Origin of the sequence: Pseudomonas sp. B19125 (genome assembly GCF_044218855.1) — a bacterium.
Classification (GTDB): Bacteria; Pseudomonadota; Gammaproteobacteria; order Pseudomonadales; family Pseudomonadaceae; genus Aquipseudomonas; species Aquipseudomonas edaphica.
The window spans coordinates 3,088,807-3,102,500 of the sequence record NZ_CP162589.1 but is presented as its reverse complement, the minus strand read 5'-3'; the positions used below and the strand labels follow the sequence as shown (position 1 = coordinate 3,102,500).

Genomic DNA, 13,694 nt, shown 5'->3' with positions numbered 1-13,694 from the left:
TCTAATCAACCGATGAAAGGAATCGAAATGAGCATTAGAAAAAACGAGTACCAGATTGAAGTATTCGAAGAAACCTTTGAAAACGATCCAGTTTGGACCGCCGAGGCGCAGGCGCCATTCCAAGCTCTTCACGTAGGCGAACGTTTCAATCCTGGAGCATTAGCTTCGGGTTCCTGGGGATCGCTTGCAGATGGTCAGGAGTTCAGAATTAAAGATATTGACCATATCTTTTATGAGAACACCGAGACCGTAGGGCACAAGCTGATGGTGAAACTGACGGCGGTGGATAGAACTCAGGAGTTCTAGTGAAGTTGCCTATCATTGACCAGGTGCACATACGATTGGCATGCACTGAGCGCGATCAGTCCTTGGTCGCCGGCGTCTGTGATGGCGATAATTCGTTGAGCATGCGCTGGGTCAAGTTGGGCTCGACGGGCTGCATGAACCACGCCGGCGGCGCCGGGGGCGGTAGGCACTTCGCAGCCACTGGCTGAATCCGTGGCGTCGAGAATGACTGACAACCGCACATCAGCAGTAGCAAGGCGGTCACGCAGCAGAGCCTGGTTGCGCTGGGCATCGGATAATTCCTTTGTGTGTTGTTGGTCCAGGGTGGCGAGCTGATGCTCGGTGGCCAAGCGCTTGTCTTGCTCGGCCTGCTGCTGACGCCAGGCCTCCCCAGTGATTGCATCGATATCTTTCTGGTGCGCGTCACCTTGCTCGGTTAGCTGCTCGGCGAGTTGCTTGCCCAGTCGCCAATCCTGAACCTGCCAGGTGCCGGCCGCGCTAACGGCCATGGATAGCAGGATCGCCGCCAGGATCTGCCAGGGCGTCATGCCAGCACCTTTTTCGCCCGCTCCCACAGCGCCAGGCGATCCTCAAGACCGTTTACACCGCCATTGATGCGCCTAGTGATCTTCACGAAGTCGCCCTGGTCCGCCAGCGTGTTAAGCCCGCGCGTTGACCAGAACCAGGCAGCCGACATCGCAGCGCTCTGCGGCAGTTCGACCAGTTCCGGCTTGTTGATTAGGTCCATGCCCAAGGCTTCACCGCACGCGGCATAGTTCGCCCGCCCGGTAATCTGGATCAGGCCACGGCCACGGAACTTGGAGCCGTCACCCTTAACGATGTTTCCCAGGTCGGCGCGGCCCTCATAGCCGAGTTGCTGCGCCGTTGGCCCCCAGATCTCGCGCACGTAACGCAACTGGCAAGACTCATGCCCGACCTGGGCTATAAATGCAGCAATGCGCTGGCTGGTGACGACCCCGTACTTGCCCATGGCGGCATTCAGCACAGGAACAAAAACGCCCGCGACTGGGCGGGCGTTTGGGAGGATTTGCAGCAACTGCTGCTGAGTGATGGACATACAGACTCCTAACAGAAACAAGCCGCAAGCTGCGGGTTTAGGTGATACGTGCCGCCGCTCAAAGGTTGACGACTCTGACCGGCTTTTCTGCTTTCTTCTTTTTCTTGCCCTTGGCTTTGGCTTTGCCTTTCTTGCCTCCATTGCATTCAACCGTCGTACTCCAGCCCGACTGGGTGAATACTTGCTCTACCGAGTCCACCAGATATTCACCGTCCAACCCGACCTTGAACCCCACGGCGTTGATTTGCCGCTCAGCGACCAAATCCGTGCGCCCGGGCATTTCGAGGCGCACGCCAGCGGTAGAACGGTTAAAGGCCGCTAGCCTGGCTTTAGCCGCCTGCTCAGCGGCGCTTTTATTGGGGTATATGTGCCGGTCTGTATGAACCGGGGGGAGGCCTGCCGGCGCGTCCTCATTGTCCAGGGAGACAATGGATAACTTCCCGGTGGCCTTGTCTTGATGCTTGGTCGCCACAGCCTTGTGCGTGCTACGGTCGCCTAGCCGAAACTGCCAGCGGCTTACGTCACTTCGCGTTAGGGTAACGACGCCCAAAACCTTGCCGCTCGCGCTTTGGCCGCCCTGACGGGGCATTACCAACAACTTGCCGTCACCCACCTTGGCGGTACAGTCGTATTGCTTGGCCAAGCGGGTGATGAAGTTAAAATCTGATTCGCTCAACTGGTCAGCCCGGGGCACCTTCGTTGCAACCGGGCACACCCACTGCCAGCCATTCCTGGCCGCAATGTCGCGCACAATTTCAGACAGCGGCACATTCTCCCAACTACCGCTGCGGATGGTCTTACCACTGCCGCGCATATCGCTCGCCTTGCCTCTGATCACCAAGGTATCAGGGGGGCCGGAAAGCTCGACCTCATCCACAACATAGCGCCCCAGGCGGGCCATAGGTCCGCCGGTATAGCCCAAATAGATCTCGATGCCTGCGCCCCTTTTGGGCAGCGATACCGCGCCGTCACGGTCATCAATGCGCAACTCAAACTCATCCGAGTCCATCCCCGGCTTGTCCGATGTGCGCAGCAGCAAAAGCCGATCGTTAATCAAGGCGGTAATGTCCGCCCCATCGGCAACGATGCGGAAAGTTGGTTTCATTGGGCGATCCAGAATGACGGATAGACTCAAGGCCTGGCCGTTATAGAATTTGCGGCTGATTAACCAGCCAGAAGGGAAAATGAATGAAACGGACTTACATCGCGGTGCTATTTGCCTGCGCCGCCCTGCCAGCCTTGGCCCAGGAAAAGCTCAGAATCATTGACCTGGGTGAGCCAGAGCCAGCGGCAACCCAAGCACCCAGCGCCCCAGCACAACCCGAAGCGGTGCCAACCGCCGGACAGGCGCGGGGGTTTATTGAGCGGCTGAATGCAACTGTTGATCGTGGAATGGAACAACTCAGAGACCCGCAGATAGACCCCGTTCAGCGGCGCCGCCAGGCACAGGCCTTGACCGCGCTTCAGGACGAGGCGCAGCGGTTCGGCGTACTGTTTACTCCTTTCCACAAGTGCAATGAGGCTGCCATAGACGCGGCGTCATCATGGCAAGGGCTTATCGGCAATAACGCCAAACAGTTCGAAAGCGCATACGACAGCTACCTAAAATCCGAAGCCGAATGCCGAGAGGCCGCAGGCGAAAGCTAATCCCACAACATCACGACTTCTTCCCGCGTTACCGGGATATCTGGCAACAGAATCACCACGCCGGCACGGAAAGGTTGGACCTCATCGGCAAGCCCCTGATTGGCGTCAAACACCGCCTCCAGGGTGCCGTTGAGGTGGCCATAGAAGTTATTGCAGATGGTGTCCAGTAGATCCCCGTCAGACGTTCTGCATGTCGTCGCCATAGCGCACAAACTCCAATGTAAAGCCCTGCTTGCGCGGAATACCGCCTTGCAACAAAGCGCTCTGTTCTTCTTCGATGTTTTTAAGGCACCAGTTCCCAAGTACATCGCCGTAGCCGGTGGTTAAGCCCAATGGTTGCAGCCTTGCCCCTATACGCCGCAGCGTGTCCAACTGCTTCAATCCGCCCTTGAAACCCGGAAAGATTGCGCCCTTGAGCGTTATCTTTTCCTCGCCCATGCCTACTGCCTGCTGTGCCGGACGGCGGCTTAAACGCTCCTGTGAAGCCCAGCGAAACTCAGTAGAGCGCCGTAGTTCGTCAAAGGCCGCCGTATCCAAGTTGAAGAAATAGGGTTCCTCCTTGGGGTCCAGCGGCTGAATGATCAACAGATGCGGATACGGTTTAACAGCCTCCGGCGCCGGCGTGGCATTCGCCGCAAACGTCCCGGTGGGCAAGATATTGGCCAATGACGGGCTGACCTTGCCGGCGATTTGGTTGATAGCGGCGCCGGCCTTTCCGGCCTGCTCCTTCAGCACGCCCATACGTTCATCAATTTGCGACACTGCGCGGGAGGCCTTGTTGTAGGTCTCCAGCACCGTGCCGACTTTCGCTTGAGCCGCGTTAACGCCTCGCATAACCCGCTGAAGTTTTTCCCCCATGGCCGGCCCGATCACAGGCAACCCCTCAAGCTCTGAGGCGGCGCCCGTGATTTCGCTAATAGCCCCATCCAGCGGGCCAAGCATCCCATCCAGGCTGCGCCGGCCCGTCTCACCGGTGGTAGCCAGGTACTTCAGCGCCGCCTGGAGTCGCTCCAGATACCCTGGATCTTCCATACTTCCCCCTTACCCCACGTGAGGCTCATCAAACAGGCTTGCACTCGACAACTGCCGGCTGATCTCTTGCCGATGTTGCTGCAAGTAAGGCTCGATCTCCCGGGCGAGCTGCTGCGCGTCTTTCACATCGCCTTTCACGGTCAAAGTAAACGGCGCGGTCACATGCACCACCTGCTCCAACTTCGCACGCTCAGGCTTTGCCGGTGCTGGTAGCTTCGGCAGAACCTGGCCAGGCTTAGCCGCCGGTGCCTGGGCCAACGCCCTGACCAAATCGCCCACCTCAGCACCTGGCGCGTTACGCGTAACGCCAGAACCATCAAGCGCACGATCAGGCAGCAGCGCCGGCGAAGATTTCACATCATCCCGCGCGCGACTAGGCACCACCAGAGGAACCGGAAACAACAGCGGGCCGTTGCGCGCGCGCTCAGGCGCTCCCACGGGTGCGACAGGAGGCGTAACGCGCACAACTGGGGCCAACGGCTGAACAGGTACGGCATCACGCTTAGAAGCGTCACGCAGCGGCGTTACAGATGCCAATGCGGGTGGAACAGGCGACGGTAGGTGAATAGCCGCAACAGCTCGCTCCTGGGCGGACTGCAACGGCGCAGGCGGCGCAACGTTCCGATCAGGCGTGACCCGTAGCGGCTCCAGCGGTGTAACCGCATGAACAACCGGTGGCAATGGCTGACCAGGCGTGACCGTCCGCGCGGGGGCCGCTTGTAGCGGCGCCAGCGACTTATCAGGCACAGCCAGACGCACAGGCTTTACACGCAATAAGGATGTAGGCCCAGGCGCTGCGTTACTCGTTTCCGGCGTAACGGGCTGCGCCCTCGATGCTGGCCCGGGCGCCGTGGCTGACGGCACCGGCTGACGTAGCATCATCAACGGCCCAGGCGCCGCCACCTTCGGAGTAGCTTTAAACGACTCGGCAATATCCCCCAGCACAGGCGGGATATTCTTGCCGGCATCCGTCATCATCAACGGCCCGGCCGCCGGCATTACCTTCGACGCGGGATCACTGCCAAACGCTTTTTTACCAGCGTAACCGCCGAGGGCTTGGCCGCCGGTGCTACCCAAATAGGCGCCGATCAACCCGCCCACAACCGTGCCAATAACCGGCACCATTGAACCAATAGCAGCGCCCGCCGCTGCGCCGGCCAACGTGCCCGCCAAGTTGCCGGCCGCCTCACCGTACCCCTCGGCCATTTCGTCGCGGTTTTTTGCGTTGTCGTAGGTGTCCTTTGCCATCAGCAACGAATCGACTGCAGCAAACACTGCCGTACCTTTGACCATACCGCCGGTATTCATTCCACCACGCGTGGCACTTGGCACGGCGCGCGCTGTGCCCAGGGCAACAGCGGGTGCCGCCGACGGTGACGCAGCGCCTGTCGTGCCTGACTTACCCCTTTTGGATTTCTTCCGGCGCTTACCGTCCACGGAATCCATGCCAGGGCCGTCAAGGCCGCCGACTGGCATGTTAGTAACGATCACACGTTGAGGGATATTCGGATCACCGCCACGCAGGCCGCCACGGGCAATGTTCAAAAGCCCCCGGCCGATCTTCACAGTGCTAGCCACACCACGAAAGGCGATAAGCCCCGCGCTAATGGCGGCAATGCTGGATACCACCTTGGGCGATTCATCACCCAGCGAGCTAAGCCCACGCCCTACCCAGGCCAAACCATCAGCAACACTATCTGTCATAGGACGGATTGCATCGCCGATCATGCGCATAGAGTCATCCATGCTCTGCGCCATTTCGGCCCACTTCTGCGCAGACGCTTCGCGCCGCTCGGTTAAGTTCTTATCCAGAATACCGGTAGCAGATTTCGAGTCTTTTTTAAGCTGCTCATACAGCTCTTTGTTCTGCGTATAGGCCGTGAGCGCGGCTTTAACTTGCATGTCTGCGAAAATATCGCCGGTCCGCAAGGCCTGCTCCAAGGAGTTGATCATGGCCTTGGCTTTTACAGGGTCCGTTTCCTTGTTGATCTTCGCGGTAGCCTCGGCCATGGCCTTAGCCTTGGCCGGGTCCGTTGCAGCAACGTAGCGCTGAGCGAGCGCCAAGCTCGCCTCCAGCGTAGACATGCCCTTTTGCAAGCCCGTTTGCATGGAACCCTGATAATCAATCCCGGCCTTTTTGTAGGCTGTGACGGTATCCCGTGCGCCGATTTTCTCCATCCAGTTTTTGAGGTTGTTCGCCGCCTCGTCGGCACCACCTGCAGTTTTCATCTGCACCTGAAGCATGGCGCCCAGCTGCGTTACCGCGTCCATGCCGGTAATACCCAGCTTACCCATACCTGCCAGCATTTCCGGCGCCCATCGGGCCATGTCGCTGGCCTCAAAGCTGCCGGCCTGGCCCTGATAGGCGATTGCTTCAAGGGCTTGTTGCATAACCTTGGGGTCTGAAATTTTGGCGTTCTGCCCCAAGGCGTTGATCATCTTGGCCGTGTCTTCAGCACCCGCCCCCTGCCCAACGACGAATTTTGCGGCGGTAGGCGCATAAGACAGAGCCTCAGCCAGATCCATGCCAGCGCCGACCAGGGAGTTAACTACCTCTGCGACTTCGTTACGGCCCATCCCTGAATCACGGGAGGTCTGCAAAATCGTTTTGGACATCTGCGCTTCTTGCGGGGCATTGGCAATGCCCGCTTTGATCGCAATATCTCGAATAATGGCGCCAAAATCAGCGCTTACTTTAGTAGGCACCGCCACGGCCGCCGTGTAAGCAACTGCCTGGCCGACAGTGCTTTTAATGCCCTCTCGGCCGGCCTTGATTTGCTGGTGGCCCAGCGCCTTCAGCTCTGCGTTGTGTGCCGTGCGCCCCAAGGTTTGATAGGCCTTTTCCAAGCGCCCAACTTCAATACCCTGTTTCTTGAGGCTGGCCAGGTTAGCGTCCAGCTTGGTCAGCAGGTCGCTAGCCCCTTTCTCGCCAGCCAGGTGCGCCTTACGCCATTCCTCACGCAGTCGGATCGTGTCGCCAATGGTGTTTTGAAGCACCCGGGCTTTTGCGCCGGTGGCTTCCAGGCGCTTTATGCGGCTTTCAACGTCCTTGAAGGCCGAACCCACTGTAGAACTGACGGCCCCGCCAATGACGATGCCAAGCGCTAATTTACTCGCCATGTGCTAGCCCTATGTCGGGTGACTTGATAGCGGCTCAATCCGTGAGCCACCACACCATGTCTGAAGCAGGCATGTCCAAAATCTCGGCGGCCGAAAAATGCAGCTCAGCCGCCAGACGTTTGGCCATCTGTTTCATTTGCCCAGCGTCACACCCCGAATTCGTTATCCAGGCGAAAATAGCCTTCCTGAAGGCGCTTGTAATCCACCGTCTTGATGGCGCCCAAGTCCTTCTCACCGATTTCTGTGAGGCTGCACAGCATGGTGACTTCTAGCTGTTCCTGATCCCCGTTACTGGTGGCACCAGCGGCCCGCAGATCGCGCAAGCACGGCGCACGCATCGGGACTTTATCGGTTTTCACGCCATTGACTTCCAACGGATATTTCAGCGTCACGCGGGCGCCGTCCGCTGTCATTTCCAGCCACTCAGGCAATGCATTTACGTCTTTGGTTTTCATGTTCTTTTATCCAAGGCCCAGGGCGGTACGCATTGCCGCGTATTGGTCGACACCGTTGATAACGCGCACGCACGCTACCGGGTCGATTTCGTACATCACGCGGCCGTCGATTTCCAACTTGTAATAGGTGACGGCAATCGAGTGCTTAAGCTCGGCCTTATCACCGGCCTTCCAGTCGCCCAAATCCAGCTCTTTGAGCATTCCGCGCACGGTCGCAACCACTGGGGTAATGCGCCCTTTCTGGCCCTTAAAAGCCCCACGAAAAACCGTATTACAAGCGGTCTGATCAGCCAGGCCCAAGAACTTCATAGACTCACGGCGAACGCCGGTAGTGACGAAACCGGCCTCCATCTTCTCCAGGCCCATATCCATTTCAATCGCCCCGCCCATACCGCCAGCGCGAAACTCGTCGGTTTTCACCACGATTTTTGGGAGGGTCATGCTTGGTACGTCACCGGTGAAGCTGATGCCGTCCACGAACAGGTTGGTATTCACCAATACTTCAGGAATCATTTAGCGGCCTCCTTAGGCGGCAGTGTCGAGGACTTCGGTCAACCACTGATTGGTGACTTCAACGCGGAAATTAGGGTTTTCAGCCGGCGGCACATCGGTAAACCGAATGTTCCAATAAACTTTGCCTTGCTCCAGCTGGGTCGCCGTATTCAGCTCGGTGTCTGCATAGACTTCGAAGTTGATCACCGCGCCCTGATTCTTCAGGTCGCGCATAAACGCGTTGAGACCTTCGGTCACATCACTGACGTAAGTTTTAGTGATGCTCCGATCCACCGCCCATTTATGGCCGGCCAGGATTGCGTCCATCACGATATCGACCGTGCGAACGCGGGTGACGAAAGACCATTTCGCGTCACTGGAAAGCGTGCGGTTGCCCCACAAGCGATAGCCATCATCACGAATGATGGTCGCGATGTTCGCGTTATTCAGCAGGTTTGCCCGGCACGTTTCGTCACCGTCCAAGAACTCGATAGGGCGGGTGGTACCGGTGATGCCAACAAACTCCTTGTTGGACGGAGACGCCCAAAATCCGTACTCGGCATCGGTGTAAGCGAACATCCCCGCCGCCCAAGCGGATGCCGGGGAATCAATGGTCTTGCTCACCACGGTATCGAACTGCTGAACCCCTGGATCTACCATGTAGATACGCTTACTGCCGAAGTTTTTGGCGTACTCCAGGGCTTCTTCGTCGGTAGTGTTAGGACCATCAATGATGGCCAGGGCGCGCAGCTTAGTTGCCAGGCCGTCCATGGCTGTAGCCACTGCCTGCGTAGCGGAATGACCAGGGGCCACCAGCAGACGAGGCTGGGCATTGAAACGGCTCTTACCGTCCAGCAACGCCTGCAAGCCGGTACGTGTGCCATCGGCCTTCACCCCGCCGATAATTGCCGAGGTTTGCAGCGCCTTGTCTTCAAGCTTCGCGACACCACAAGCAACGATCACGGCCTTGGAACGGGCAAAGATGGCCTTGGCTGCGCGGGTGATTGCGGAGTCAGGCCCGAAAGCTGCTACCGATTCGCTATCACGCGTCAGTAGTACGAGTTCGCCGGGCTGCGCCGAGAATTCCGGCGCCGGCGTAAAGGTATCTACCAGGCCGATAATGGACGACGACGGCAGCGCGATAGTCCGCGCACCGGTATCGACCAGCGTAACGGTCACACCGTGAAAACGACTTGTAGTAGGCATGTGCCCAATCTCCATAAACAAAAAAGCCCCGCAAGTGCGAGGCTGTTAGGGGTTTGTTGTTACGCGTAACGGAAAAGAAAACGCCCCGTCAGTGCGGGGCGTTTATTGGGTCAGCGCTGAAAGCCAATCAGGGGCCGGGGGCCGGTGTTCGTTCAACGGGAACTCACCAGCTTCCGGCCAATTACGCAATGCACGGCGGTAGGCCTGTAACTCTGTGTACTGATCGACGGTGAGCGTGGTTTTTGATCCGTCTTCTATCTCGTCGCGGTGACGTGTCACCACAGCGTCAGTGGCACTCAACTGCACCGAACGCCAATACCGCTCAACTTCGGCCAACTGTTCCCCTGTCTGCACCGGCGCATCTATCACCACCGGCCAGTTGTCCGGACCACACACCAAACGCTTTCCATGACTGACTTGGGCTAACAGCTCATCCCTGGCTTCGGCGGAGAACTCCCGCACATCAGCAGGGATAAACGTGCATACCTGATCGTCGTAGAAAAAGCCTGTTTCAGAACTATAAAAAACAGTCATGCTTTACCTCTTACTCGCCAGAAGAATGAGGCGTTCGCGCCAAAAAGATTTCGCACAGTGATACTTCCGAGAGTGCTATTTCTCGCTTGCAACACTGGAGAACCGCCTACACTTTCACCGTTAGTAAAGTTAGCAAACGTCAATTGAATATTTGTAGGCACAGCCGAAAACGCAAAGGGCAATGGGATAACGGTGTCTGAACCTGATGGAGCCGAAATATAGAGCCCCCACTGCTCAATATCACCACCAGGCAACTTTTGATGATTTGGCGAGCTGGCAAATTCTGACTCATGCTTTAAAGATGCCGAGCCCGAAAAGAAATAGTTATTACCAAACACCGTTGCTTCAAACGAAGCTCCTGCAGCAACGACGACACCCGAAAGTGGGACTGTCGCAACATTCGACATTGACCCCCCGGCTGGCGGCACAACGGTCAAGGGCGCGGTACCGACGTTTCTCAGATGAATGGTTGATCCATTTTGCGCACCACCAATAGCTGGCAAAGTAAGCGTTATTTGAGCCCCGGAGTTTGCAAGGATAAGGCGGCCAAAATCGGACAGCTCTAATTTTGCCGCAGTATCGTAAATTCTTATCCCGCTCAGATTACCAAGCGAGCGCTGGACAAATTGAGTAGAGGCTTGCCGTTGGCTGCTATCAAATTGCGGAACCACCACGCTGGCAATCATATTCCCGCCGCTAACGTACCACGCACCTGCACCGGCAGCGTTGTTCAGCAACGTAAGTTCAAGAATATCTCCATAAATCATTTTCAGGCTTTTGACGCTAACCGATTGCCCTGGATCAGCGCCGTATATTAGGTCTGTACCCGCTCGGGTTATCGCTGACGATGTGGTGTTGTAACAGATTACCGTGACCGTAGAACCAATAGGCAGGTCCGAAGAAACCGGGAGGTTGATTGTGCTGGCCGCGTCACCAAATAGCACTGTTACTTGACCGACCGCAGCAGCAAGAATCGAACCGCTGTTATTAATCGCGGTACTCCCCGAATACGTCTTGCCCTGACGACGCGACCACTCAGTAGTCGCCAACAGTTGCGAGCTATCAAATCGAGACGCGGACTCAGCCGTTGCCGCGCCCTTAAACGCCGGCGCGTTAATCGGAGCCAAGCCTTGTGTAATGTTTTTAAAGCTCAGCGCTGTAGTCCCGACAACGATAGCCCCATCAGTCGATAGCAGCCACAACGTATCGGCGTTTACTGTGCCCCGTTCTACAACAACTTGCATGCCTGGCGTGACTTTGGTGCCATTGTCCGAATCGGCGGCACGGACCCAACCTTCAGCAGCGACAAGGTAAATACCATTTTCGGCCGGTTTATCTTGATTCTTTACCAGCACCCGCGAACCGGCCGGGGCAACCAAACCATCAATGGTCTGCACACCCGCCAGCACAATCGGCGCGGTAGTGGCGACCAACACAGAAGCCTTGTAGTCCAGCGCGTTGACTGCATTAAGCACCGAGTCTTCCACAAACTTACGCGTGGCCAGTACAACTGATGGGTCAATTTGCAAAAGCACATTCGTCGAGCTTTTGACGATGAAGTTCATACGCAGGATTTGCGTGCGGCCAGAGCCTTGTGACAGTTTCGACTTATAGCTCGGCGCGCAGTTGGCCACCGCGACCAGATCCCCGTCCGAATCGAACAGGCCCAATTCGCGAATCCAGAACCCGCCTTCGTCAGCCGGAATAACCTGCTCGGCTACGAGAATTCCAGGGTTAATTGGGTCAGGTCCCAGCGAGTTCAATGGCGCACGCCGGCGCTCATTAATCAATGACTTCTGCAAGCGGTCCGGTATCGGGTTAGTGTCGTTTGCATCCCCTACGGCCATGTGAGTAAGTTTCCAAGTCATTTGCCCTGCATCGGCTTTGACCTGCTTGGCCTCACCAACAGCCGTCAGGATGGCGAAGAACTGCGAATTAACATCAATCATGGATATACGTCCAAAAGGTCTATGGAATGTTCGCGGCCGGGAACACCGATATAGCAATCAATCGAAATAGAGGCCGGCGGCGGTGGGTGAACCTCCAGCTCGTCAATGGAATGCTCGCGACCGCCGCCGCCAATAACACCGGTAGTCTCGATATCCCGAAGTACCGGCGGATAAACATCAATCTCGTCCCCGTCGTATGCACTTGCGAAAATGTTAATCGGGCCAGTAGTTTCGAGGCTGATAGCCAGCCCCGTCAGGTGCCGACTGACGGGCTTGGCGTCATCAATCAGCCTTTCCAGCTCGGCATACATTTCTTCAGTGATACCGGTTTCCAGCACGCCAACCTTGAGGGCAAAGGTTCCAGGCTCGCCCATAGGGGTGGTCTGCCACCACGACTGGATTTCAATCAAATACCCCAGCGGCTCAACCACTCGGCGCAACGCTCCCACAGTGCCCTTGTAGGCATGCACAAAGAACGATGAACGAATAACCGAACGCTTTACCGCCTCCGACCAATTGTTGTCCCAGCGATCGACAGACCACGTCCAGGCAAGCAGCGGCAGATAAGCCACAGGGCACGTGTCCGGGTTGTATAAGGTGCGCAAAGGGATTTCGGTTACTTCGTCCGTCGCGGCCTCTATGGCGCGCTCCAGCGTGGTGGCATTGAGCGGCAGCAGGCTTTTCATATCAGTCACCCAGCTTCACGGTAAAACCCGTGCAGTAGGCCGCCTGGGCCTTAGTTGGCCGTATATCGGTCCAACCAATCAGCTCCACGCGCCTGACACCGCTGATATGCAACTGAGCATCGACACCAGAGCGGGCAACCTCGACACCTAATCGGCGTCTAGGATTCACCCAGGCCGCAAGGCGTCGCTCTGCTTCGGTTCGTAAGGTCTCGTTTTCAGGCCCCGCGCCTTCCATATGCAAAACCGCATCCACGCGATAGTTGATTACCTCGGCGCCCTGCACCTTGAGTCTGTCTGCAAGGGGCCGGATGTTGTCTTCACTCAAGTACGCCTCTACCTGATCCAACAGCGCCTCATCGGCAGTGCCAGGGCCGTTAAGGTGTTGCACCGTTACAACCACCACCGCCGGCGACGGACTTTCGGCCGTGGCGTCACCCACCAGCGCCGAGGCGTTGCGCGCGTGCAAGATGTAACTGTTTCGCGGCCCCGCCGTAGTCAGTCCCTCGAAGGCCAGCTGCACCCGTTCACGCAACGCGTCGTTCGACTCCATAACTTTCGGCGTAGGAGGGAAAGTGGTCAAATTCTCGGCCTGGATCACCAAGCGCCGAATGCTGACATTAGAGGCGAGCTGGTCTAGGTCGCCATCCTGGGCATAAGGCAGCAACAACGCTTTGGCGTTGTCGTTTACCCGGGCGCGGTTTTGCAACCGGCGAAGGGCGCCTACTTCCAGCAGCTTTACGACTGGATCACTTTCGAGCGGCGCGCTCCAGTTATCCCCCATAAATGAACGAAAGGTCGCCAACTCCTCGGCATAAACCGCTTCAAAATCCAAAGGCTCTAGCACTTCAGGCACCGGCAGCGCCGACAAATCCACGGTACTCATACGGACACCTCAAGTAATTGGCTGTCGCCCAGGTATTCGCCTTTCAGCTCCAGTGTGATTTTTCCGTCCAGAACACCCGTCACCCGCACACCTCCAAGCCTCAAACGCGGCTCCCAACGGCCAAGCGCGCGCGCAACCTCGGCTTGCACGGCGCTTTTCCAGCCTGCGGACACAGGCAGATCGACGTAACGGCGGAGCTTGCTGCCGTACTCCGGCCGCATGCGACGACTGCCCAAGGGCGTGCCTAAAATGTCTTCAATGGACTGCCGCAGATGCTCGATGCCGGTAATGATCTGACCGGTACGGCGATCCATTCCCATCATCGGG

At 57.4% G+C, this 13,694-nt stretch carries 16 protein-coding genes; 2 read left to right on the top strand and 14 right to left on the bottom strand.

The genetic code is table 11. The features are described from left to right. Positions 1-27: 27 nt before the first annotated feature. Positions 28-306, top strand: coding sequence for a hypothetical protein (locus AB4P96_RS14275; RefSeq protein ID WP_395600920.1), 279 nt, complete (start codon positions 28-30; stop codon positions 304-306). Here the strand turns inward: AB4P96_RS14275 and AB4P96_RS14270 are convergent. Genes AB4P96_RS14270 through AB4P96_RS14260 form a run of 3 tightly spaced genes read right to left on the bottom strand, consistent with a single transcriptional unit; the run spans position 303 to position 2,468 of the window. Further along, complete coding sequence (locus tag AB4P96_RS14270; RefSeq protein WP_395600919.1) at positions 303-833, bottom strand: lysis system i-spanin subunit Rz; 531 nt, start codon at positions 831-833, stop codon at positions 303-305. The two genes, AB4P96_RS14275 and AB4P96_RS14270, sit on opposite strands and share 4 nt — an antisense overlap. Next, entirely contained in the window at positions 830-1,363 is a 534-nt protein-coding gene (locus AB4P96_RS14265; RefSeq protein ID WP_395600918.1) for a glycoside hydrolase family 19 protein, read from the bottom strand. The genes AB4P96_RS14270 and AB4P96_RS14265 overlap by 4 nt, the downstream gene beginning before the upstream one ends. Before the next feature lie 58 nt (positions 1,364-1,421). Continuing rightward, entirely contained in the window at positions 1,422-2,468 is a 1,047-nt protein-coding gene (locus AB4P96_RS14260) for a phage late control D family protein (protein ID WP_395600917.1), read from the bottom strand. Positions 2,469-2,551: 83 nt separating this feature from the next. Between AB4P96_RS14260 and AB4P96_RS14255 the strand changes: the two genes are divergently transcribed. Beyond that, positions 2,552-3,010, top strand: a complete 459-nt coding sequence (locus tag AB4P96_RS14255) for a hypothetical protein (protein WP_395600916.1) — start codon at positions 2,552-2,554, stop codon at positions 3,008-3,010. Here the strand turns inward: AB4P96_RS14255 and AB4P96_RS14250 are convergent. The 11 genes from AB4P96_RS14250 to AB4P96_RS14200 form a co-directional block, all read right to left on the bottom strand. Beyond that, positions 3,007-3,213, bottom strand: coding sequence for a tail protein X (locus tag AB4P96_RS14250; RefSeq protein WP_395600915.1), 207 nt, complete (start codon positions 3,211-3,213; stop codon positions 3,007-3,009). The genes AB4P96_RS14255 and AB4P96_RS14250 overlap by 4 nt on opposite strands. Next, positions 3,188-4,042, bottom strand: a complete 855-nt coding sequence (locus AB4P96_RS14245; protein WP_395600914.1) for a phage tail protein — start codon at positions 4,040-4,042, stop codon at positions 3,188-3,190. The genes AB4P96_RS14250 and AB4P96_RS14245 overlap by 26 nt, the downstream gene beginning before the upstream one ends. A 9-nt stretch (positions 4,043-4,051) precedes the next feature. After that, positions 4,052-7,162: a phage tail tape measure protein gene (locus AB4P96_RS14240; protein ID WP_395600913.1), complete on the bottom strand. Its 3,111-nt coding sequence runs from the start codon at positions 7,160-7,162 to the stop codon at positions 4,052-4,054. Between the two features lie 146 nt (positions 7,163-7,308). Then, entirely contained in the window at positions 7,309-7,617 is a 309-nt protein-coding gene (locus tag AB4P96_RS14235; RefSeq protein ID WP_395600912.1) for a phage tail assembly protein, read from the bottom strand. Between the two features lie 6 nt (positions 7,618-7,623). Then, on the bottom strand, positions 7,624-8,130 hold the full coding sequence (locus AB4P96_RS14230) for a phage major tail tube protein (protein WP_395600911.1): 507 nt from the start codon (positions 8,128-8,130) through the stop codon (positions 7,624-7,626). Between the two features lie 12 nt (positions 8,131-8,142). Then, a complete protein-coding gene (locus AB4P96_RS14225; protein WP_395600910.1) occupies positions 8,143-9,315 on the bottom strand; it encodes a phage tail sheath subtilisin-like domain-containing protein in 1,173 nt (390 codons plus the stop codon). 102 nt (positions 9,316-9,417) lie between these two features. Beyond that, a complete protein-coding gene (locus AB4P96_RS14220) occupies positions 9,418-9,849 on the bottom strand; it encodes a phage tail protein (RefSeq protein ID WP_395600909.1) in 432 nt (143 codons plus the stop codon). Then, on the bottom strand, positions 9,846-11,798 hold the full coding sequence (locus tag AB4P96_RS14215) for a phage tail protein (RefSeq protein ID WP_395600908.1): 1,953 nt from the start codon (positions 11,796-11,798) through the stop codon (positions 9,846-9,848). Before AB4P96_RS14215 ends, AB4P96_RS14220 begins: the two co-directional genes overlap by 4 nt. Then, positions 11,795-12,484 carry a phage tail protein I gene (locus AB4P96_RS14210; RefSeq protein WP_395600907.1) on the bottom strand — a complete coding sequence of 230 codons (690 nt, stop codon included), beginning with the start codon at positions 12,482-12,484 and terminating at the stop codon, positions 11,795-11,797. The genes AB4P96_RS14215 and AB4P96_RS14210 overlap by 4 nt, the downstream gene beginning before the upstream one ends. 1 nt (position 12,485) lies before the next feature. Beyond that, positions 12,486-13,367, bottom strand: coding sequence for a baseplate J/gp47 family protein (locus AB4P96_RS14205; protein WP_395600906.1), 882 nt, complete (start codon positions 13,365-13,367; stop codon positions 12,486-12,488). Beyond that, positions 13,364-13,690 carry a GPW/gp25 family protein gene (locus AB4P96_RS14200; protein WP_395600905.1) on the bottom strand — a complete coding sequence of 109 codons (327 nt, stop codon included), beginning with the start codon at positions 13,688-13,690 and terminating at the stop codon, positions 13,364-13,366. Before AB4P96_RS14200 ends, AB4P96_RS14205 begins: the two co-directional genes overlap by 4 nt. Positions 13,691-13,694: the final 4 nt, after the last annotated feature.

What these genes read in the sequence shown, in the direction of transcription:
- AB4P96_RS14250 (WP_395600915.1), bottom strand. Translation starts at nt 3,213, where the DNA reads ATGGCGACGACATGCAGAACGTCTGACGGGGATCTACTGGACACCATC.
- AB4P96_RS14220 (WP_395600909.1), bottom strand. Translation starts at nt 9,849, where the DNA reads ATGACTGTTTTTTATAGTTCTGAAACAGGCTTTTTCTACGACGATCAG.
- AB4P96_RS14260 (WP_395600917.1), bottom strand. Translation starts at nt 2,468, where the DNA reads ATGAAACCAACTTTCCGCATCGTTGCCGATGGGGCGGACATTACCGCC.
- AB4P96_RS14240 (WP_395600913.1), bottom strand. Translation starts at nt 7,162, where the DNA reads ATGGCGAGTAAATTAGCGCTTGGCATCGTCATTGGCGGGGCCGTCAGT.
- AB4P96_RS14265 (WP_395600918.1), bottom strand. Translation starts at nt 1,363, where the DNA reads ATGTCCATCACTCAGCAGCAGTTGCTGCAAATCCTCCCAAACGCCCGC.
- AB4P96_RS14200 (WP_395600905.1), bottom strand. Translation starts at nt 13,690, where the DNA reads ATGATGGGAATGGATCGCCGTACCGGTCAGATCATTACCGGCATCGAG.
- AB4P96_RS14255 (WP_395600916.1), top strand. Translation starts at nt 2,552, where the DNA reads ATGAAACGGACTTACATCGCGGTGCTATTTGCCTGCGCCGCCCTGCCA.
- AB4P96_RS14205 (WP_395600906.1), bottom strand. Translation starts at nt 13,367, where the DNA reads ATGAGTACCGTGGATTTGTCGGCGCTGCCGGTGCCTGAAGTGCTAGAG.
- AB4P96_RS14235 (WP_395600912.1), bottom strand. Translation starts at nt 7,617, where the DNA reads ATGAAAACCAAAGACGTAAATGCATTGCCTGAGTGGCTGGAAATGACA.
- AB4P96_RS14210 (WP_395600907.1), bottom strand. Translation starts at nt 12,484, where the DNA reads ATGAAAAGCCTGCTGCCGCTCAATGCCACCACGCTGGAGCGCGCCATA.
- AB4P96_RS14225 (WP_395600910.1), bottom strand. Translation starts at nt 9,315, where the DNA reads ATGCCTACTACAAGTCGTTTTCACGGTGTGACCGTTACGCTGGTCGAT.
- AB4P96_RS14230 (WP_395600911.1), bottom strand. Translation starts at nt 8,130, where the DNA reads ATGATTCCTGAAGTATTGGTGAATACCAACCTGTTCGTGGACGGCATC.
- AB4P96_RS14215 (WP_395600908.1), bottom strand. Translation starts at nt 11,798, where the DNA reads ATGATTGATGTTAATTCGCAGTTCTTCGCCATCCTGACGGCTGTTGGT.
- AB4P96_RS14275 (WP_395600920.1), top strand. Translation starts at nt 28, where the DNA reads ATGAGCATTAGAAAAAACGAGTACCAGATTGAAGTATTCGAAGAAACC.
- AB4P96_RS14270 (WP_395600919.1), bottom strand. Translation starts at nt 833, where the DNA reads ATGACGCCCTGGCAGATCCTGGCGGCGATCCTGCTATCCATGGCCGTT.
- AB4P96_RS14245 (WP_395600914.1), bottom strand. Translation starts at nt 4,042, where the DNA reads ATGGAAGATCCAGGGTATCTGGAGCGACTCCAGGCGGCGCTGAAGTAC.